At 64.4% G+C, this 20,109-nt stretch carries 22 protein-coding genes; 9 read left to right on the plus strand and 13 right to left on the minus strand.

What is annotated here, in order from left to right; translation table 11 throughout:
* Positions 1-71 precede the first annotated feature (71 nt).
* Positions 72-962, plus strand: a complete 891-nt coding sequence (locus HZB49_RS28910) for a crotonase/enoyl-CoA hydratase family protein (protein ID WP_291617555.1) — start codon at positions 72-74, stop codon at positions 960-962.
* A gap of 118 nt (positions 963-1,080) precedes the next feature.
* On the opposite strand, the gene HZB49_RS28915 is transcribed toward HZB49_RS28910, so the two are convergent.
* The 3 genes from HZB49_RS28915 to HZB49_RS28925 form a co-directional block, all read right to left on the minus strand.
* Positions 1,081-2,058, minus strand: coding sequence for an NADPH:quinone oxidoreductase family protein (locus tag HZB49_RS28915; protein WP_291617556.1), 978 nt, complete (start codon positions 2,056-2,058; stop codon positions 1,081-1,083).
* Positions 2,058-2,669 carry a 2-hydroxychromene-2-carboxylate isomerase gene (locus HZB49_RS28920; RefSeq protein ID WP_291617557.1) on the minus strand — a complete coding sequence of 204 codons (612 nt, stop codon included), beginning with the start codon at positions 2,667-2,669 and terminating at the stop codon, positions 2,058-2,060. Before HZB49_RS28920 ends, HZB49_RS28915 begins: the two co-directional genes overlap by 1 nt.
* A 135-nt stretch (positions 2,670-2,804) precedes the next feature.
* Positions 2,805-3,509 (minus strand): glutathione binding-like protein, encoded by a 705-nt coding sequence (locus HZB49_RS28925; protein WP_291617558.1) that lies wholly within the window; start codon positions 3,507-3,509, stop codon positions 2,805-2,807.
* A 107-nt stretch (positions 3,510-3,616) separates the two neighbouring features.
* On the opposite strand from HZB49_RS28925, the gene HZB49_RS28930 reads away from it, so the two are divergent.
* Together HZB49_RS28930 and HZB49_RS28935 are read left to right on the plus strand one after the other, a co-directional pair.
* A complete protein-coding gene (locus tag HZB49_RS28930; RefSeq protein ID WP_291617559.1) occupies positions 3,617-4,639 on the plus strand; it encodes a methionine synthase in 1,023 nt (340 codons plus the stop codon).
* Positions 4,639-4,872, plus strand: a complete 234-nt coding sequence (locus tag HZB49_RS28935; RefSeq protein WP_291617560.1) for a hypothetical protein — start codon at positions 4,639-4,641, stop codon at positions 4,870-4,872. Before HZB49_RS28930 ends, HZB49_RS28935 begins: the two co-directional genes overlap by 1 nt.
* 9 nt (positions 4,873-4,881) lie before the next feature.
* Here HZB49_RS28935 and HZB49_RS28940 read toward each other — a convergent pair whose 3' ends face one another.
* From HZB49_RS28940 to HZB49_RS28960, 5 genes are all read right to left on the minus strand, one after another.
* The gene (locus HZB49_RS28940; RefSeq protein ID WP_291617561.1) at positions 4,882-5,742 is read right to left on the minus strand and encodes an EamA family transporter; all 861 of its coding nucleotides are present in this window, start codon (positions 5,740-5,742) and stop codon (positions 4,882-4,884) included.
* Positions 5,743-5,823: 81 nt separating this feature from the next.
* Positions 5,824-6,438, minus strand: a complete 615-nt coding sequence (locus HZB49_RS28945) for a TetR/AcrR family transcriptional regulator (RefSeq protein WP_291617562.1) — start codon at positions 6,436-6,438, stop codon at positions 5,824-5,826.
* Positions 6,439-6,502: 64 nt separating this feature from the next.
* Positions 6,503-7,117 carry a hypothetical protein gene (locus tag HZB49_RS28950; protein ID WP_291617563.1) on the minus strand — a complete coding sequence of 205 codons (615 nt, stop codon included), beginning with the start codon at positions 7,115-7,117 and terminating at the stop codon, positions 6,503-6,505.
* A 161-nt stretch (positions 7,118-7,278) separates the two neighbouring features.
* Positions 7,279-7,782 (minus strand): xanthine phosphoribosyltransferase, encoded by a 504-nt coding sequence (gene gpt, locus HZB49_RS28955; RefSeq protein WP_291617564.1) that lies wholly within the window; start codon positions 7,780-7,782, stop codon positions 7,279-7,281.
* A 13-nt stretch (positions 7,783-7,795) separates the two neighbouring features.
* Positions 7,796-8,542, minus strand: coding sequence for a molybdopterin-binding protein (locus HZB49_RS28960; protein WP_291617565.1), 747 nt, complete (start codon positions 8,540-8,542; stop codon positions 7,796-7,798).
* A gap of 237 nt (positions 8,543-8,779) precedes the next feature.
* On the opposite strand from HZB49_RS28960, the gene HZB49_RS28965 reads away from it, so the two are divergent.
* The 3 genes from HZB49_RS28965 (at position 8,780) to HZB49_RS28975 (ending at position 12,093) form a co-directional block, all read left to right on the plus strand.
* Entirely contained in the window at positions 8,780-10,198 is a 1,419-nt protein-coding gene (locus HZB49_RS28965; RefSeq protein ID WP_291617566.1) for a circularly permuted type 2 ATP-grasp protein, read from the plus strand.
* A 2-nt stretch (positions 10,199-10,200) separates the two neighbouring features.
* Positions 10,201-11,145 carry an alpha-E domain-containing protein gene (locus tag HZB49_RS28970; RefSeq protein WP_291617567.1) on the plus strand — a complete coding sequence of 315 codons (945 nt, stop codon included), beginning with the start codon at positions 10,201-10,203 and terminating at the stop codon, positions 11,143-11,145.
* 111 nt (positions 11,146-11,256) lie between these two features.
* Entirely contained in the window at positions 11,257-12,093 is an 837-nt protein-coding gene (locus HZB49_RS28975; RefSeq protein WP_291617568.1) for a transglutaminase family protein, read from the plus strand.
* A gap of 28 nt (positions 12,094-12,121) precedes the next feature.
* Here the strand turns inward: HZB49_RS28975 and HZB49_RS28980 are convergent, their stop codons facing one another.
* The 3 genes from HZB49_RS28980 to HZB49_RS28990 form a co-directional block, all read right to left on the minus strand.
* Positions 12,122-12,643 carry a hypothetical protein gene (locus HZB49_RS28980; RefSeq protein ID WP_291617569.1) on the minus strand — a complete coding sequence of 174 codons (522 nt, stop codon included), beginning with the start codon at positions 12,641-12,643 and terminating at the stop codon, positions 12,122-12,124.
* 268 nt (positions 12,644-12,911) lie between these two features.
* Positions 12,912-14,525, minus strand: a complete 1,614-nt coding sequence (locus HZB49_RS28985) for an ABC transporter substrate-binding protein (RefSeq protein ID WP_291617570.1) — start codon at positions 14,523-14,525, stop codon at positions 12,912-12,914.
* Positions 14,526-14,587: 62 nt separating this feature from the next.
* Positions 14,588-14,974: a hypothetical protein gene (locus tag HZB49_RS28990; RefSeq protein WP_291617571.1), complete on the minus strand. Its 387-nt coding sequence runs from the start codon at positions 14,972-14,974 to the stop codon at positions 14,588-14,590.
* 170 nt (positions 14,975-15,144) lie between these two features.
* On the opposite strand from HZB49_RS28990, the gene HZB49_RS28995 reads away from it, so the two are divergent.
* Positions 15,145-15,903: a peptidase gene (locus HZB49_RS28995; protein WP_291617572.1), complete on the plus strand. Its 759-nt coding sequence runs from the start codon at positions 15,145-15,147 to the stop codon at positions 15,901-15,903.
* 13 nt (positions 15,904-15,916) lie between these two features.
* A complete protein-coding gene (locus HZB49_RS29000; protein ID WP_291617573.1) occupies positions 15,917-16,681 on the plus strand; it encodes an SDR family oxidoreductase in 765 nt (254 codons plus the stop codon).
* Between the two features lie 58 nt (positions 16,682-16,739).
* On the opposite strand, the gene HZB49_RS29005 is transcribed toward HZB49_RS29000, so the two are convergent.
* Positions 16,740-17,963 (minus strand): MFS transporter, encoded by a 1,224-nt coding sequence (locus tag HZB49_RS29005; RefSeq protein ID WP_291617574.1) that lies wholly within the window; start codon positions 17,961-17,963, stop codon positions 16,740-16,742.
* A gap of 108 nt (positions 17,964-18,071) precedes the next feature.
* Between HZB49_RS29005 and HZB49_RS29010 the strand changes: the two genes are divergently transcribed.
* The gene (locus HZB49_RS29010; protein ID WP_291617575.1) at positions 18,072-19,322 is read left to right on the plus strand and encodes a nucleoside transporter C-terminal domain-containing protein; all 1,251 of its coding nucleotides are present in this window, start codon (positions 18,072-18,074) and stop codon (positions 19,320-19,322) included.
* Between the two features lie 111 nt (positions 19,323-19,433).
* Here HZB49_RS29010 and HZB49_RS29015 read toward each other — a convergent pair whose 3' ends face one another.
* Positions 19,434-19,970: a cupin domain-containing protein gene (locus HZB49_RS29015; RefSeq protein ID WP_291617576.1), complete on the minus strand. Its 537-nt coding sequence runs from the start codon at positions 19,968-19,970 to the stop codon at positions 19,434-19,436.
* Positions 19,971-20,109 lie beyond the last annotated feature (139 nt).

Below are 20,109 nucleotides of genomic sequence, written 5' to 3' on the forward strand. Positions count from 1 at the left end.
TGGGTTTCGCTGCGCTCTACCCATCCTACGAAGCCAATAAGAAAACGAGCCACCGAGAGGAAACCGCATCCATGGCGTATGAGACGATCAAATACGAGGTCTCCGAGCAGATCCTCACCATCACCCTGAATCGGCCGGACAAGCTCAACGCCTTCACCGGCCAGATGCAGCAGGAGCTGATCGCCGCCTTCGATGCCGCCGACAAGGATGACAATGTCCGCGCCATCATCGTGACCGGCGAAGGCCGCGCGTTCTGCGCCGGTGCCGATCTCTCCTCCGGCGCCAACACATTCGACCGCGACGCGAGGCGTGGGCCGGTGAAGAAACTTGCCAGCGGCGCGACCGACTACAGCGACCCCCAGGTGCGCGACGGCGGCGGCCAGGTGACGCTGCGCATCTTCAAGTGCCTCAAGCCTGTGATCGCTGCGGTGAACGGTGCGGCAGTCGGCATCGGCGTCACCATGCAGCTCGCGATGGACATCCGCATCGCCTCGGAAGCCGCGCGCTTCGGCTTCGTGTTCTCCCAGCGCGGCATCGTGCCGGAGGCCGCCTCGAGCTGGTTCCTGCCGCGCATCGTCGGCATCGCCCAGGCGCTGGAGTGGTGCTACACCGGCCGCGTCTTCCCGGCGCAGGAAGCCCTCGCCGGCCGCCTCGTCAGCAAGGTGGTGCCGCCCGACCAGCTGCTGCCCACGGCGCGAGCGCTCGCAAAGGAAATCGCCGCCAAGACCGCGCCGGTGTCGGTGGCGCTGATCCGGCAGATGATGTGGCGCATGATGGGCGCCGACGATCCGATGGAAGCCCACAAGGTCGACAGCCGCGGCATCTACGCACGCGGCCGCTCCGACGACGTCAAGGAAGGCGTGGTCTCGTTCCTGGAAAAGCGCCCGGCGCAGTTCAAGGACAAGGTGTCATCAGACATGCCCGATTATTTCCCGTGGTGGGACGAGCGGGATTACAGGTGACCGCGTAGCGGTCATTCCGGGATGGTCCGAAGGACCAGACCCGGAATCTCGAGATTCTCAGGGGCGCAAGGGCGCCCCATAGTTCGATGCTTCGCATCGCCCCGGAATGACACTCGGATCAATCCATCATCAGCGCCACGCGGCCGATCGCCTTGCGTTCGAGCAACAGCCGCATCGCCTTGGCGTATTCCTCCAGCGGCAGGCGATGCGAGACGTTGGGGCGCAGCTTGCCCGCTTCTGCCCATGCCAGCAGTTCCTTCAGCCGCTTCCTGCCGAGCGCCGGGTCTCTCCGCACCGCCTCGCCCGCACGAACGCCGAGCACGCTCGCGCCCTTGATCAGCAGCAGATTGGTTTTGGCGAGCCCAATGCCGCCGGTGAAGCCGACCACGAGCAGCCGCGCGCCCCAGTTTATGCAGCGCATCGAGTTCTCGAACACCTCGCCACCGACGGGATCGAACACGACGTCGGCGCCGCGGCCGTCGGTGATCCGTTTCACGGCGTCGCGGAACGGCTCGCGGTCGTAGCGCACGAGGTGATCGGCGCCGCGCGATTTGGCAATCGCAAGTTTTTCGTCGCTCGACGCGGTTGCGATCACTACCGCGCCCAGCATCTTGCCCATCTCAACGGCGGCGAGTCCCACGCCGCCGCCGGCGCCGTGCACCAGCAGCACCTCGCCCGGCTTCACCTGCCCGCGATCGATCAGCGCGTGATAGGCGGTGCCGTGGCCGGCAAGAAACGTCGCGGCCTCCGCGTAATCGAAGGTCGACGGCATCGGCGTCAACTGCGCCGGCGTCACCACCGCCTCGCTGCAATAGGCGCCATGGCGCATCTTGACGATGACCTTGTCGTCGACCGCAACACCTTGAGCTGCAGCATCGACTTCGACGACATCGCCGGCCGCTTCCACGCCCGGCGTGAACGGCAGCGGCGGCTTGAGCTGGTATTCGCCGGCCACCATCAGCACGTCGGGAAAATTGATGCCGGCGGCGCGGATGGCGATCCGCACCTCGCCCGGCTTCAGGGCCGCGGACGGGATCTCCTCCAGGTGCAGCCGCTCGGGCGGACCGAGCTCGCGGCAGACGACGATCTTCGGCATCAGGCGGCGCTCGCCTTCCGGCGCTGCAGCGCCTCGCGGATCAGCGGCAGGCGGTCATTGCCGAAATACATGTCGGTCTTGTCGACGAAGATGGTGGGCGAGCCGAAGCCGCCGCGCGCCACCACTTCTTCCGTGTTCACCTTGAGCTGGTCCTTGATCGCCTGGTCGCCGATCCCGGCGAAGAACTTCTGAGGGTCGATGCCCACGCTCTTGCAGATGTCGGTCAGCACCGCATCCTGCGATATGTCCTTGTCTCCGCCCCAATAGGCCTCGAACACGGCGCGCGCGAACGGCACCATGTCCTTGTTGCCCAGCCAGATGCAGCCGCGCATCGCCTTCACGCTGTTCACCGGAAACACCGTCGGCGGCATCTTGATCGCAAGTCCGGCCGAGCGTGCCCAATCGGCGAGATCCTTCTTCGCGTAGCGCGCCTTCAGCGGCACCGGCGTTTCCCGCTGCGCATAGACGCTGGGGTTGACGGTATTGAAGATGCCGCCGACCAGGATCGGCCGCCAGGTGATCTCGGCGCCAAACTCCTTCGCCAATGGCTGGATGTTGTGCCAGGCGAGATAGGTCCAGGGACTGGAGCAGTCGAAGAAGAATTCGATCATGGGTGTTTCCTTTTGATTGTTGTTGATCCTCATCCAGAGGAGCGCGACGCGCACGTCTCGAAGGATGCACGCCCGTCCGTGGCCTCATGGTTCGAGACGGCGCTACGCGCCTCCTCACCATGAGGGGTGAGAGCGTCACTTCCTCCCCAGCACTTCCTTGGCCATCTGCCCGAACATCACCTTGCGCGTCTCCTCGTTGAATGGCTCTTTCACAAATTTCCCGATCGCGAGCCCCGACTGCACCTGCGGCCGGGCGCGCACCACGGCATACCAGCGCTTCACGTTCGGATAGTCGTCGAGCGAAAAGCCCTGCGCCTTGTGGGTCATGGTCCAGGGGAAGCAGGCGATGTCGGCGATCGAATAGTCGTCGCCCGCAATGAACGCGCCGGTCTTGCCGAGCTGGCGGTCGAGCACGCCATAGAGCCGCGCGGTCTCGTCGCGGTAGCGCTCGATGGCATAGGGAATCTTCTCCGCCGCATAAAGCGCGAAGTGGCCGTGCTGGCCCAGCATGGGCCCCAGCCCACTCATCTGCCACATCACCCACTGGATGACGTTGGAGCGCGAGCGCATCTCGGTGGGCAGGAAACGCCCGGTCTTGTCGGCGAGATAGATCAGGATGGCGCCGGTCTCGAACACCGAGAACGGCCCCCCGCCATCGGCCGGCACATGGTCGACGATGGCGGGAATGCGGTTGTTCGGGCTGATCGCCAGAAATTCCGGGCTGAACTGCTCGCCGGCGCGGATATTGACCGGGATGACCTTATAGGGGAGCCCGAGTTCCTCCAGCATGATCGAGATTTTCCAGCCGTTCGGCGTCGGCGCGTAATGCAGGTCGATCATGGCTCCCCTGGTGGTCCGGTGGGACTTTCGTTGTCCTGTACCTCGACCATAAGACATGGCATGGAGGCACTCAATCATATCAAAACAACGCTCTCCGGGAGGCTCCCATGCTGTTTCCAACCACGATCGCCGGCTCCCTGCCGAAGCCGGAATGGCTGGCCGAGCCGAACATGCTGTGGGCGCCGTGGAAGGCCAAGGGCGAAGAGCTCGCCCGCGCCAAGCGCGACGCCACGCTGCTGGCGGTGAAAATCCAGGAGGACGCCGGCATCGACATCCTCACCGAGGGCGAGCAGGCGCGGCAGCACTTCGTGCACGGTTTCCTGGAGAAGGTCGACGGCATCGACTTCGCCCACAAGGTCGAGATGGGAATCCGCAAGGACCGCTACAAGGCGATGGTGCCGCAGGTGGTGGCGCCGCTGAAGCTCAGGGGTCGCGTGCATGCGGATGAAGTGCGGGTGGCCCGAACCCACACCACGCGAAAGCTGAAATTCACCTTGCCCGGCCCGATGACCATCGCCGACACGGTAGCGGACAACCATTACGGCGACCGCGTCAAGATGGCGTTCGCCTTCGCCGAGCTGTTGAACGAGGAGGCAAAAGCGCTGGAAGCCGACGGCCTCGACATGATCCAGTTCGACGAGCCCGCTTTCAATGTCTTCATGGATGAGGTTCCGGTCTGGGGCATCCAGGCGCTGGAGCGCGCGGCACAAGGGCTGAAATGCGCCACCGCCGTGCACATCTGCTACGGCTACGGCATCAAGGCCAACGTCGACTGGAAGGAAACTCTGGGCAGCGAGTGGCGGCAGTACGAGGAGATTTTCCCGGCCATCGCCAAGAGCTCGATCCAGCAGGTCGCGGTCGAATGCCGGAACTCGAAGGTGCCGCTCGATCTGCTCGCACTGCTCAAGGGCAAGAAGATCCAGGCCGGCGTGATCGATGTCGCCAGCGATGAGGTCGAGACCGCCGAGGATGTCTGCAAGGTGATTGACGCCGTCTCGAAATTTGTCGCCCGCAGCGACATCATCGCGACCACCAATTGCGGCATGGCGCCGATGCGGCGTGATATCGCTGAGGCCAAGCTGATGGCGCTCGGCGCGGGGGCAAGACTGGCGCGGCAGCGGTTCAGCTGATGCGGCTGGGTGCCCTGCTCTGTTTCGCGCTGCTCGTTGCGCTAACTTCGCCTGCGCAGGCCGACCCGCGCGACGTCCTGCGCAACTGTCAGGCGTTGCTTGAGCGCCCGAACCAGCCGAACGCTGAGAAACCCAGCGAGGCCGACATCGCGCGCTGCCGCCAGGTCGTCCGTGACTGGACGCTGCGCGATTCCCGCATGCTGGTGGAAGAGGACGGCAAGAAGCTGCGGTGACTTACGCCTTCAAATTGGCCTAGCGCTCGGTCTCACCTGTGTAATGGCGACGCCGGAGATCGCAAGCAGCCCACCGGCAATCAGCTTTGGAGTCATCCGCTCGCCGAGGAACAGCACGCTCGAAATCAAGGCGAACACCGGAAGCAGCAGACCGAAGGGGGCAACGCGGCCCATGGAGCAACGGGCGATCAGCCAGAACCAAAGGCCAAACCCGACAATTCCTCCGATGAAGATCGTGTAGGCGAGCGCCAGCCAACCGCGTTCATCCGCCGTGACAAGGCTCGCCAGTTGTCCATGCTCGAGGAGCAACGACATCGACATGACCTGCGGCACCGTGAGCAGCGACGACCACCCCATCAACATCAGGGGATCAAGAGGACCGTAGAGTTTCGTCAAGACGTTGGACACCGCGAACGCGAAGGCTGCCCCGACCACAAGCAGCAGCGGAAGCGCGTTTGCCGACAGGCCAGGCCCCGCTGCCAACACGATCACACCGACGAATGCAATCACCACGCCGGCGGACGTCGTGAGAGACGGTCTCTCCGCGAGCAGCGGCCAGGCTAACAGGACGGTAAAGGGCGTGGCGAGTTGGTATGCGACGGCCGACATGCTTCCCGAGCCGAGCCCAAGGCCAACATAGAAGAGCCCGAAGTTCAGTCCCCCGAGGAAAATCGAGATAGTTGCGACAGGGCCGAACTGTTGACGCGCGGGCCTTTTGACGAACGGGACAAGCAACAGCGCGATGGCCAGGAATCGCAGTGCGAGAAAGAAGAGAGGCGGAAACTCCGTAACGCCCACTTTGATGGCCACGAACTGATAACCCCAGAGCAAGGGAACGGCCACTGCGCAGACGATCTGGATGGCAGACATGGTATCTTTCCTTTCACGACCGATCGGTCTAAATATCGATGCGCCAATGGCGGAGGCGTCCAGGGTTACCAATTGCGTTGTCTACCTGACGAAACGATCGAGAAGAGCGTCCGCGGTGGCTTGCGACGTGTTCCGTGCCGGCGCCGTCTTGCCGACCACGCGCAACCCCTCGACGAAGCAGACGAGAATTCGGGCGACACTTGAAGGCTCGACACCATCGGCCAGCTTGCCCGCCGTCTTCGCACGGGAAAGTGCATCCGCCACCCTGGCCTCCATTGCTCTGAAAAAGCCCGCGACGCGGCGACCAACTTCAGCATCCTGTCCTGCCAGCTCCATGGCAGTCGCCACCAGCAGGCATCCGCGCCGACCCTCGGCACCGCTCGTGCGCTCAACGTAGCCGGCTAGGTAGGCCCGCAGGCCGTCGACCGGCTCTCTGCAGAGGTCGAGTTCGATATCCATCCGCGTCAGGGCATCGGCAATGTAGCGATCAAGGGCACGCAGGAAGAGCGAGTGCTTGTCACCGAAAGCGGCATAAAGGCTGCCACGCGAGAGCTTCGTCGCACGAAGAAGGTCCGGGAGCGCCGTGGCGTGATAGCCGCACGACCAGAACACACCCATCGCGCGTTCGACAGCGGCTTCCACGTCGAAACTTCGGGGCCGGCCACGAGGCGACTGTACTGGGGTTCGGCGGCTCATTGCTGATATATAGACCAATTGGTCTATATATTGCAAATGATCGCTTTGGGTCGGAAGTCCCGCCCTAACCCGCGATCGGATGCAGCACCGGCCGATATCCCGCCGCCAGCGCCCGCAGCGTCGAGGGCGGCGTCAGCAGCATCGCGCCCCAGATCGGGCTCTGCGTCGCGCGATAGCCTGATGGCGACCACGCCAGCGCCCTGCCCTGCAATATGAGGTGGCTTTGCGTTCCCTCCTGCAGCATCGCGCCGTCGGGCAATTCCGCGAGCGGCACCGTCAGCGGATAAAGCCGCTTCTTGCCGCGATCCAGCCGCTCGCGATGCAGCACCGCGTCGATGTCGCGCGCCAGCACCCGGCCGACGCCGTTGCCCTCTTCCCAGTAATTGCGAAACCGTTCCGCGTCGTCGCGGCGACAGAAGAAGCACGGGCGATGCCCGGCGGCAAAGGCGGTCGCCTCATCCAGAAAGAACAGCTCGGTCCAGCTGCGTCCACCCATCACTTCGCGCCGCCGGCCCTCGAATTCGCAGACGCAGACCAGCCAGGCGGGATTCGACCAGCGCCTGTTCAACAGCGTCTTGGTCGCGGGATCGTGGATGATGCCGCGATTGCCGGTGAACAGGCCGCGGTGCGGGTCGGCGACGATGTCGCCAGTCGGAAGGACGCGGTTTTGCAGGGGCATATTGCATCCACCCGAAGATTGCGCTCCCTCGCCCCGCCCTTGCGGGGAGAGGGTTGGGGTGAGGGGTCGTTCGGCATCGGGACTCGCGGAGAGTCCCCCTCACCCGGATCGCATCTTCGATGCGATCCGACCTCTCCCCGCAAGCGGGGCGAGGTGAAGAACTAAGCTCGGCCGTCGCGGATCGGCGGCTGATACGACAGCGCGGTGTCCCACGGAAAATGGATCCAGGTATCCTGCGACACTTCCGTGATGAACGTATCCACCAGCGGCCGTCCTTTCGGCTTGGCGTAGACGGCCGCGAAGTGCGCGTCCGGCATCATCGCGCGCACCAGCCGGCCGGTCTTGCCGGTGTCGACGAGGTCGTCGACGATCAGCAACCCCTTGCCGGTGCCACCGCCGAGCTTTGCCACGGCATCCGAGACGCCCTTGAGGACCTGCAAATCGCCCTGCTTGTCGTGGTCGTAGCTCGCCACGCACACGGTATCGATGATGCGTAGGCCAAGCTCGCGCGCGACGATGGCGGCCGGCACCAGGCCGCCGCGGGTGATGGCGACGATGGCGTGGAACGGGCCGACCTCGTTGAGCCGCCAGGTCAGCGCCCGGCAATCCCGGTGGAACTGGTCCCAGGACACCGGAAACGCCTTCGCGGAATTGCTGTCGGCCATACTGATACCGCCGTCAGGTCGATTTCCGGGCCGCGTGCAGCGCCGCCAGCATCTCCTTCACCGCCGTCATCGCGGCGTTGAGTTTTTCCGGATCGCGCGAGCGGACCACGAGATTGGTGTTGGGCTTCTGCTCCTCGTCCAGGAACGGATAGCTCCCGATGATCGTGTCGGTGTGGGTGTTGGCGATCTCGCGCAGGGGACCGCCGACGTCGCCTTCCCGCGCATTGGCTCGCACCGATTCCGACAGCATCCGCACGCCGCTCTTCAGCTTGGGCGCAACGATATCCATCATGGCCTGCATGATCGAGGGAACGCCGGCCATCACGATCACATTGCCGATCTTGAAGCCGGGCGCCAGGATGGTCGCGCTCTGGATCAGCTCGGCCCCGTCGGGGATGCGCGCCATCCGCAGGCGCGCCTCGTTCAGATCCTGCCCGCTCCAGCGCTCGCGAAACCGCGCCACCACCTCCGGATGGTGGTCGATGCCGACGCCGAACGCTTTCGCCACGCTGTCGGCGGTGATGTCGTCATGGGTCGGGCCGATGCCGCCGGTGGTGAAGACATAGTTGTAGCGCTTTCGCAGTGCATCAAGCGCCGCGATGATGTCGGCCTCGTCGTCGGCGACGACGCGGACTTCCTTCAGGTCGATGCCGATATTGGTCAGATACTCGGCAATGAAGCCGATGTTCTTGTCCTTGGTCCGGCCGGACAGGATCTCGTCGCCGATCACCAATATCCCCGCCGTGACGATCTCGCTCATGTCTCTTCCTCACCCTGCCCCGTTGCCTTCGGGGTCGACAGACTGCCGGGGCAACGCCTTGAAGTCACGGGGTTTTGCTGCCGAAATAAGCAACCGGTAGCCGGTTTTTCAGGCACCCCCCGAGTCATCCCATAGCAAATGCCGCAAGCCAATGCATATCGCGCTGGCCCGGGCCTTGCTACCATCCCAGGAAGTCATGCAGTCTGAGCGCATGACCCGAAGGACAGTCAGGGGTTTATGGCAGTTGCGTTCGACGAAATGAATGGCCCCGGCGGCGACGTCCGCCCGGCCTACCAGGAACTCTCCCGCTGGCTGAAGGAGACGCCGCCGGACGCGCTGGAATACCGGCGCCAGGAAGCCGAGCTGCTGTTCCGCCGCATCGGCATCACCTTCGCCGTCTATGGCGACGCCGAGGCCACCGAGCGGCTGATCCCCTTCGACGTGATCCCCCGGATCATGTCGGCGAAGGAATGGACCATCCTGGAAAAGGGGCTGAAGCAGCGGGTGCGCGCGCTGAACATGTTCCTGCGCGACATCTATCACGGGCGCGAAGTGCTGCGCGCCAACGTCGTGCCCGACGACCTGATCTTCCAGAACCCAGTGTTCCGGCCCGAGATGAACGGCCAGGCCGTGCCGCACGACGTCTACGTCCACATCGCCGGCATCGACATTGTCCGGGTGGATCCGGAAAATTTCATCGTGCTGGAGGACAACGCGCGCACGCCCTCGGGCGTGTCCTACATGCTGGAAAACCGCGAAATCATGATGCGGCTGTTTCCGGACCTGTTTGCCCGCCATCGTATCGCGCCGGTGGAGCGCTATCCGGACGAATTGCTCTCGGCGCTGCGCTCGGTGGCGCCGAATAACGCTTCCTCCGAGCCGACGGTGGCGCTGCTGACGCCCGGCGTCTACAACTCCGCCTATTACGAGCACTCCTTCCTTGCCGACAAGCTCGGCATCGAGCTGGTCGAGGGCCGCGACCTCATCGTCAAGAACGACGAGGTGTTCATGCGGACCACGGAGGGGCTGAAGCGGGTCGACGTCATCTACCGCCGCGTCGACGACGATTTCCTCGATCCCCTCACCTTCCGCCCCGATTCCGTGCTCGGCGTGCCCGGGCTGATGTCGGCCTATGCGGCCGGCAACATCACGCTGGCCAATGCGGTAGGCACGGGCATCGCCGACGACAAGGCGGTCTATTCCTACATGCCGGAGATCGTGAAATTCTATCTCGGCGAGGAGCCGATCCTGAAGAACGTGCAAACCTGGCGCTGCCGCGAGCCGAAGGATCTCTCCTACGTGCTCGACAATCTCGGCGAGCTCGTCGTCAAGGAAGTCCATGGCTCCGGCGGCTACGGAATGCTGATCGGGCCTGCCGCCACCAAGGCCACGATCGAGGCATTCCGCGACAAGCTCAAGCGCGAGCCGGAAGGTTTCATCGCCCAGCCGACGCTGGCGCTCTCGACCTGCCCGACCTGCACCGCATCCGGCCTGGCGCCGCGCCACGTCGATCTTCGTCCGTTCGTGCTGACCGGCAAGGACCGCGTCACCATCGTGCCCGGCGGGCTGACGCGGGTGGCGCTGAAGGAAGGCTCGCTCGTGGTGAATTCCAGCCAGGGCGGCGGCACCAAGGACACCTGGATTCTGGACGAGTAGCAATGCTGTCGCGCACCGCCGAAAACCTGTACTGGCTGGCCCGCTCTGTCGAGCGCGCCGAATATATCGCGCGCACCATCGACGCCACCCTGCGCGTCACCGCGCTGCCCGCCGCCTATATCGGCAAGACCAACGAATGGGAATCGGCGCTGCTGACCGCCGGCGTCAGCGCGAGCTTCTACGATACCTACGACGAAGCCAACGAGGCCAATGTCGTCGAGTACCTATCGTTCTCGCCGGTCAATCCCTCCTCGATCAAGAACTGCATCGAGAACGCCCGGCTCAACTCGCGCTCGGTCCGCACTGCGCTCACGAGCGAGATGTGGGACACCATCAACAGCGCCTGGATCGAACTGCAGGAAGTCTGGAGCAAGGGCACTTCCTCGCGCGAGGAGCTGGCGAAATTCCTGCGCTTCGTGCAGGAGACCTCGCTGCGCTTCGACGGCTCGGCCTACCGCACCATGCTGCGCAACGACGCGTTCTGGTTCTCGCGGCTCGGCCTGCATCTGGAGCGCGCCGACAACACCGCGCGCATCCTCGACGTGAAATATCACGTGCTGCTGCCCGAGGAGGAACACGTCGGCGGTCCGCTCGACTACTACCAGTGGACCTCGATCCTGCGTTCGGTCTCGGCACTGACGGCCTATCACTGGGTCTATCGCGAGACGCTCAAACCCTGGCTGATCGCGGACCTGCTGATACTAAACGACACGCTGCCGCGCTCGCTGGCGAGCTGCTACGGCAACCTCGTGCGCAATCTCGACCAGATAGGCGTCGCCTATGGCCGCCAGGGCGCCTCGCAGCGCCATGCCCGCGGCATCCGCAACCGCCTCGAGCACAGCAACATGGACGACATCTTCCAGCATGGCGTTCACGAATTCATCCAGGAATTCATCGCGGACAATTCGCGGCTTGGCGAGATCATCACCAGGCAGTATTTGATCTAGACAAACACCGTCATTCCGGGGCGCGCGTCAGCGCGAACCCGGAATCGCGAGATTCCGGGTCTGGCGCTTGCGCGCCATCCCGGAATGACGGCGCGGAACAAGAGACACCCCATGCGCCTGCGAATTGCCCATACCACCCGCTATCGCTACGAGCCGGCGGCCACCGGCGTGATCCAGATCCTGCGGATGACGCCCGGCAGCCACGACGGCCAGTATGTGGCGGAATGGCAGATCGACGTCTCCACCGACTCCCGCCTCGACGTGCACGAGGACGCCTTCGGCAACGTCACCCACGTGCTGACGCACGGCCCGCTCGATGAACTCACCATCCATGTCGAGGGCCTGATCGAGACCCAGGACACCGGCGGCGTGCTGCGCGGCACCGACGAGCGGTTTCCGGAAAGCCTGTTCCTGCGCTCGACGGCGCTGACGGAGGTCAACCCGGCGATGGCGCAGTTCGCCCGCGAGCTGCGTGCCGAGGCCGGCGACGACGTGCTCGGCTTCCTGCATGCGCTGATGGTGCAAATCTACGAGCACATGACCTTCGACGAGGATCCGACCAACAGCGGCACCTCGGCCTCCGAAGCCTTCGCGCTCAAGCGCGGCGTCTGCCAGGACTACGCGCACATCTTCATCGCCTGCGCGCGCTCCGGCGGCGTGCCGGCGCGCTTCGTCTCCGGGCACTTCCTGCGCTCCGACGGCATCACCAGCCAGCAGGCCGGGCACGCCTGGGCGGAAGCCTATGTGACCGATCTCGGCTGGGTCGGCTTCGATGCCGCCAACGGCATCTGCACCACGGATGCCCATGCCCGCGTCGCCGTCGGCCTCGACTATCTCGGCGCCGCCCCCATCCGCGGCACCCGCTACGGCGGAGGCACCGAGACGCTGACGGTCGCGGTCAAGGTCGAGCAAGCCGGCCGGCCCGGCCAGTGGCAGAGCCAGCAGTAGGCGGTCAAACGCGCCCGATTGTCGTCCGCTAACGCACCTCGCAGGACGAGGCCGTCATGACCGGACGCCCGCAATAGTGGTACATCGACCCGTCGAAGAAGGTGTACTCGCTCTTTCCGGCAAGTAGGTTGGCCTGGAAAGCCGCCGTGCATGACTGTCCGCGGACGTTCACCGTCACGATCAGCGTGTTGTTGGGCAGGTTCCAGATGAATTTCAGGCTTTGCTTGCCTGCGACGCGCACCTGTCCCGTGCCTCCCGGCACGGCCGTCACGCTCGGGCCGAGCTTGCTGTCGAAACGCAGCGACGTCGAGAACACGAGAAGCGACTGGCTGATTTCCGCCGTGACACTGCCATCCGGGTTCATGACTCCGGTGCCGCTTCCGCTGATCGGCGCGTTGCTCACCGGCACCGGCCGCATGCAGCTCATGTTCCCGGAAAATCGAAAGCTGAAGTTCAGCGCCTGAGCCGTCGCGCTCGTCAGATGCAGAGTGCCGGCCACCACGGCCGTAGTCACCAGGCCGGAACGAAATATCCCTTTTTCAAAATGCATACGTCTCTCCCCTGCCCACGGGACGCAGCACCTGTACAGGATTGAACCGCGGAAAGCGGTGTCGCCGGCCCCCGGAAGCCACAGCATGCCGAAGCGTCTTGCAAGAAGCAATCGGACTGAGGCCTGGTCTTGAGGATCTCGATCGCCCTGCGAAGCAAGGTGCAATTGATAACTTCCTGCGCGACAATTTCTGGTAATTATTGTTGCGCTGCGCCAAGCCGTTGGCGGCTCGGCCGGCGGCCTTCGCTTCGCCCTTCCCGGTTCGCCGTCACTTGTCCAGCCAGACGTCCTCAAAGCGCAAATTGTTGTACTGGCTGTTGTCGTGCGGCTTGAAATTCTTGACATAGGGCTGCCAACAATTGCCGGCGGCGCTGTGCAGGATCACCGGGCGCGCCGCGTCCTCCACCAGGATGCGTTCGATGTCCCAGACGATCCTCTTCCGCTTCTCCTTGTCGAGTTCGCGCGACTGCGCCGCCAGCAGCCTGTCGACCTCGGCGTTGCAATATTGCGTGTAGTTGCGCTCGGAGTTGCAGGAGTAATTCTCCACCAGATTGCCGTCGGGATCGTCGACGCTGACGCCGGTGACGTTGAGCCCGATGGTGTATTCCTTGCGTGAGAGCTTCGAGTACCAGCGCGGGGTGTCGAGAATGTCCAGCTCGCCGGCGATATAGATCTTCTTCAGTTGATCCGAGACGATGACAGCCGGATCGCGATAGGTCGGCAGGTTGCGCGTCTGGATCTTGATTTGCAGCGGCTTGGCTTCGCTGTAGCCGAGCTTTTGCATGATGGCCTGCGCTTCCGCGAGGTTCTTGCCGCCATCCCCTCCGTAGCCCGGCAATGACATCAGCGCATCCGTCGCCATGCCCCATTGCCCTTCCGGCTGCGGCAGCATGGCGCCGCCCATCCGCGCGTGCCCCTCCATCAGGATGGTGTTGAAGGGCTTGCGGTCGAGCGCGAGCGACATGGCCTTGCGGATCTCGGGATTGTCGAACGGCGGATTGACGCGGTTGACCAGCAGGTTGATCAGCGTGCCCGTGGTCGTCATCTCGCACACCGCGTCCGGCGAGCGCGCCTTGATGTCCTTCAGCAAGGGCACGCTGACGTCGGAGGGAAAGGTGATGTCGAACTCGCCGGTCGAAAATGCCAGCATTCGCGTGGCGCGGCTGTCGATGGTGCGTACCGCGATCTCGTCGAGATACGGCCGGTCCTTCTTGAAATAATCGGGATTGCGCACCAGACGGATCGACTTGCCGCGCTCGAACTCGGCGAATTTGAACGGCCCGGTGCCGACCGGCTTCGTCCGCATCACCTGCTGCGGCACGTGGCAGGGATAGACCGCCGAGAAGGCGCTGGCCGACAGCGCCGGCAGGCCCGGCTGCGGCTCGCTCAATTCGAACGTCGCCTCGTGATCGCCGTTGATGCTGACGTCCCTGAGCTTCGTGTACCAGATCTTTCGCGGATTGCGCTTGAAGTCCTGCGTCTCGGCCTTGCCGATCAGCATCCGCCATGTGCACTGCACGTCCTTTGCCGTGAACGGCTGGCCGTCATGCCACTTCACGCCCTGCCGGAGCTTGAAGGTGAGTTTCGTGTTGGTGGAATCCCAGGACCAGCTTTCGGCAAGATCGGGAATGACCGTGTCGATACTCTCACGCGGCTTGGCGGGATCGAACACCACGAGATTGTTGAACACCGCCGCGAACGGCATCACCGAGGCGATGGTGGATTCTTCCAGCAGCGACGTCGAGGGTGGATTGTCATTGTGATAGAGGCGGAGCGTGCCGCCTTTCTTCTGCGCGGCGGCGGGTGAAGCCGCGAGAACGGCGACCGCAACCGCTGCGATGGACGGCAATGCGATGGACAGGCAGGTGCCTCTGGCGCGCATTTCGCCTCCCGAAATTCCTGGTTCTCATTCGAAAGGCCGCGTGCGCCAGAGCCGTCGCCTAATCAATACTCGCAATTGCGATAGTCGGACGCCTCGCACGCGGCCATCATCTCCTTTGCATGCGTCAGGTCCGCCGGCGTCATTTCCATTGCCATTTCCTGCAGGTTCGCCTTCGCCGTGGCATCGCCCTTTTTGGCGGCAAGGCTGAACCACATGAAGGCCTTGGCGGAACTGCGCGCCACGCCCTCGCCCTTGCGGTACATCACGCCCATCACGTTCTGCGCCTTGGCGTTGCCCGCCTGCGCCAACGGCCGGAACAGCTTTATCGCCGGCTGGTAGTCGCCGCGGTTATAGGCGACCATGCCGTCTTCCCAGGGACCTGCGAGCGCCGCCGCGCCGCTCAGCAGCATGATCGCGACCATACCAGCGAATCCCAACACCCTGCGCATCTGCCCTTCCCCGAACCTGCTCGAACCGGGGCGATTTCTAGCCGTTCGGCGCAGGGCACGCCACGGGGAATCGGGGGTTGGATGCAGGGGTGAAATTCGTTATCAGTGGCCCCCGCCGGACGAGAAGGCGCTTCAAGCAGACTCTTTAAGCAGGCTCCTGGGGACTGGGAATGACCTATTGTTGTGGAATTCTGGTGCGCGACGGCCTCGTCATGATCGCCGACACCCGAACCAATGCGGGCCTCGACAACGTCTCGACCTTCCGCAAGCTGCACGTCTTCGCAAACCCCGGCGAACGCATCATGGCGATCGCCAGCGCCGGCAATCTCGCCGTCAGCCAGTCGGTACTGTCCACGCTGACCGAGGGCATCCAGAATCCCGACACCGGCGAACTGGAAACCCTGATGAACGCGCCGACCATGTTCCAGGCGGCGCAGCGCATCGGACGCGCCATCCGCCTGGTCCACGCCACCGAGGGCGCGGCACTGCGCTCGGAGGACGTCAACTTCGACGTCTCCTTCCTGTTCGGCGGCCAGATCAAGGGCTCGCGGATGCGGCTGTTCATGGTCTACACCGCCGGCAATTTCATCGAATGCACCACCGACACGCCCTATTTGCAGATCGGAGAGCACAAATACGGCAAGCCCGTGCTCGACCGCGCCATGCATTACGATGTCGAACTCTATGAAGCATTGAAGACCGGCCTGATCTCGATGGACTCCACCATGCGATCCAATCTCGGCGTCGGTCTTCCGATCGACGTGCTGGTGGTGCGCACCGACGCCTGCGAAGCCGACCTCAACCACCGCATCGAGGCGGGCGAGCCCTATTTCCACGATCTACGTTCGCGCTGGTCGGCGGCCCTGCGCGCGGCGCACCAGAACATCCCGCGACCGCCTTACAAGACCGAAGCAGAAGCCAACAAATAAAAGGGAACAGGAAATGGCCGAGGCAAAACAGAAGATCGCCGTCGTCACCGGCGCCGGCACCGGCGTGGGCCGGGCCGCGTCGCTGGCGCTGATGAATGCCGGCTACACCGTCGTGCTCGCCGGAAGGCGCATGGAGATGCTGGAGGAGACCAAGAAGCTCGGCGACAATATCGGCAAGAGCCTGTGCGTCTCCGCCGACATGACGAGCCCGGCCTCGATCGCCGCTCTGTTCGCCAAGGTGATGGAGAACTACGGCCGCCTCGACGTGCTCTTCAACAATGCCGGCATGGGCGCCCCGCCCGTCAATTTCGAGGACCTTCCGCTGGAGCAATGGCAGGCGGTGGTGAACACCAACCTCACCGGTCCGTTCCTGTGCACGCAGCATGCGTTCCGCATCATGAAGGACCAGGACCCGCGCGGCGGCCGCATCATCAATAACGGCTCGATCTCGGCGCATGCCCCGCGGCCGTATTCGTCCGCCTACACCTCGACCAAGCACGCCATCACCGGCCTCACCAAGTCCAGCAATCTCGACGGCCGCAAATACGACATCGCGGTGGGCCAGATCGACATCGGCAATGCCGCCACGCCGATGACGGACCGCATGGTCGCCGGTCCCGGCGTCATGCAGCCCGACGGCACCATGAAGCACGAACCGCGCATGGACGCGAAGGCGGTCGGCGATGCCGTGGCCTACATGGCCGGCCTGCCCCTCGACGCCAACGTGCTGTTCATGACGGTCATGGCGACCAAGATGCCCTTCGTGGGCCGGGGCTGATCAAAAAGTCCAAAACAACCCCATGCACAGTAGGGAACCGGCTGAAATGCCGCGTTCCCTACTCCAGCCGCTCCACCTTGCGCAGCGACGGGAACAGCTTCATCCACAGCAGCGCAACCGCGATGGTGCCGACGCCGCCGAGCACGGCGGCGGGCACCGCACCAAACAGCGCCGCGGTGACGCCGCTCTCGAACTGGCCGAGCTGGTTGGAGGCGTTGATGAACAGGAAATTCACCGCGCCGACGCGACCGCGCATCTCGTCCGGCGTCGACAGCTGCACCAGCGAGAAGCGGATGACCACGCTCACGGTGTCGGCGGCGCCCAGGATCGCCAGCGACAGCACCGACAGCCACATCCATTGCGACAGCGCGAAGGCGACCGTCGCCGCGCCAAAGACGATCACCGCCTGGAACATGCGCAGGCCGACATGGCGGTTGATGGTGTGGCGCGCCAGCACGATGGTCATGAACAGCGCGCCGACCGCGGGCGCCGCGCGCAGGATGCCGAGGCCGAGCGGCCCGGTCTGCAGGATGTCGCGGGCATAGATCGGCAATAGCGCGGTGACGCCGCCGAGCAGCACGGCGAACAGGTCGAGCGAGATGGTGCCGAGGATCGCCGGGTTGTTGCTGATGAAGCGCACGCCGGCATAGATGTCGTCGGCCGCACCATCCTCTTTCAAGGACGCCTGCTGTGCCGGCCGCAGAAAACCGGTCAGCACCGCACCCGCAAGCCAGAACACGACGATGATCAGATACGGCAGGCTGGGCGCGAAGACAAAGGCCAGCCCGCCGACGGCTGGCCCCGCGATGGTCGCAACCTGCGCCGCGCCGCTGGAGACCGCGGTCGCCCGCTGCAATGAACCTTGTGGCGCAATCAGCGGCAGCAGCGCGGCGGTCGCCGGGCTCTCGAAGGCGCCGGCAATGCCGATCACGAAGGTGGCGATGTAGATCTGCACGGCGTCGAGCCAGCCGGCATAAGTGCTCACGGCGAGAAACAGCGCGGTCAGCGCTTCCGCCACCTGGCAGAGCTGCACCACGCGCTTGCGCTCGAAGCGGTCGGCGGCGTGGCCGGCGACGAAGACCAGCAGCGCGGTCGGCAGGAATTGCACCAGGCCGACCATGCCGAGATCGAAGGCGCTGCCGGTGATGTCGTAGATCTGCCAGCCGATCGCGACCGCCGCGATCTGGCTGGAGAAGCGCGACAGGCTGCGCGACAGCAGGAAATTGAGGAACGAGGCGTCCCTCAGCAATTCGCGGGCGCCGACGGGCATGGCCGAGGACATGGCTGACCGGTGGCCGAGGGAAGCTGGAATGTCAACTTCTTCCGGGGCAAGACGGCATTGCGCGGCTGCGCAGCGCTGGCATAATCGCTGGCGGGTGTCGGGGGATTCATGCTGCAGCTGCAATCGACGTTCGGCGTCGCGGCCTTGCTCGCAATCGCGTGGGCCCTGGGCGAGAATCGCCGCGCGGTCTCGCTGCGGCAGGCAGCCATCGGCCTTGCCGTGACGCTTGCCACCGCCGCCCTGCTGCTCAAGCTGCCAGTGGTGGCGCGCGCCTTCGGCGCCATCAACGACGCGGTCGGTGCGATCTCGGCTGCATCGCGCGCCGGCTCCTCCTTCGTGTTCGGCTATGTCGGCGGCGGCACGCTGCCGTTCGACCTGAAGGTGCCCGGTGCGGATTTCATCCTCGCTTTCCAGGCGCTGCCGATCGTGCTCGTGATGAGCGTGCTGACCACGCTCCTGTTCTACTGGCGCATCCTGCCGCCGATCGTGCGCGGCATGGCCTGGCTCCTGGAGCGCACGCTCGGCGTCGGCGGCGCGGTGGGCCTGTCCACCGCCGCCAACATCTTTCTCGGCATGGTGGAAGCGCCGCTGTTCATCCGCCCCTATCTGGCACAACTCAGCCGCGCCGAACTGTTCCTGGTGATGACCGGCGGCATGGCAGGGATCGCCGGCACGGTGCTGGTGCTCTATGCCACCCTGCTTGCTCCCGTGCTGCCGGATGCAGCCGCGCACTTCGTCATCGCCTCGGTGCTGGGCGCACCCGCCGCCATTCTCGTCAGCCTGATCATGGTGCCGGAGACATCCGGCAAGCGCACCGGCGGCGGGCTGGAAAATCCGGACGCGCAGGCGTCGAGCACCATGGATGCGATCGTCAAGGGCACCACCGCCGGCCTCGAGCTGCTGCTCAACATTATTGCCATGCTGCTGGTGCTTGTGGCGCTGGTCTATCTCGTCAACGCCATCATCGGGCTTCTGCCGGAAGTCGGCGGCGCAAGGATCTCGCTGCAGCGCCTGCTCGGCTACCTGATGGCGCCGATATGCTGGCTGATGGGCCTGCCCTGGCCGCAAGCCGTCACCGCCGGCAGCCTGATGGGCACCAAGACGATTCTCAACGAGCTGATCGCCTATGTCGAACTGTCGAAGCTCGACAGCGATGCGCTCGATCCGCGCTCGCGCCTGATCATGCTCTATGCGATGTGCGGCTTCGCCAACTTCGCCAGCCTCGGCATCATGATCGGCGGCCTCGGCACCATGGCGCCCGAGCGGCGCGAGGAGATCAACGCGCTCGGGCTGAAGTCGATCGTGTCGGGCACGATCACGACGTGTTTGATGGGGGCGGTGGTGGGAATTCTCTCATGATCGTCATGCCCGGGCTTGTCCCGGGCATCCACGTCTTACTTGCACGGCGGCCACAAAGACGTGGATGGCCGGGACAAGCCCGGCCATGACGAAGAAAGCGTAGTCGAGGTGCTACGCCGACAACTCCACCGTCTTGAAATCCGCCGGCAGGATGATCTCCAGCAACTCCACGTCGTCGGAGTAATCCAGAATCATGTGCCGGATCTTCGGCGGCTGGGTCCAGCAGCCGCCTTCCTTCATCAGCATTTCGCCCTGGCCATCCATGTAGGTCCTCACCCAGCCCTTGAGGACATAGACCATCTGGAATTCGACGTCGTGATAGTGGAGCTTCGAGACTTCCTGCGGGTTGCACGGGCCCTGCAGGCGGATGACATGCGCCTGCGCGAGGCCATGCGTGGCGTCCTTGATGCCGAGGTCGCGGTATTTCGCGTAGGCACGCAGGCCGTCGGTCTTGAAATCCTCTTCGCGGTGATGGCTGATGGCGATGCGCTGCTTCGGCCGCGCCTTCGTCTTGGCGGAGGAGGCGCCGCGCCCCTTGGACTTGATGGCCTTGCGTGCCGAGGACTTCGCCGCGCTCCGCAGGCCCGTCCATTTCTTCTTCACCGCAGGACGCGCCGCCGCACGTGAAGTCGCCTTTTGCCTGGCCATTTCCCTGAGCCTCCCGTTTCTCGTTGATCGGGAGAGGCTAGCATAGTTTGGATTTTGTAGGGTGGGCAAAGGCGCGCTTGCGCCGTGCCCACCTTCACCAGCGCCGATCCAGGAAAGGTGGGCACGCTTTCGCTTTGCC

It is taken from the genome of Bradyrhizobium sp. (assembly GCF_016219575.1).
In the GTDB taxonomy this organism is placed as follows: Bacteria; Pseudomonadota; Alphaproteobacteria; order Rhizobiales; family Xanthobacteraceae; genus Bradyrhizobium.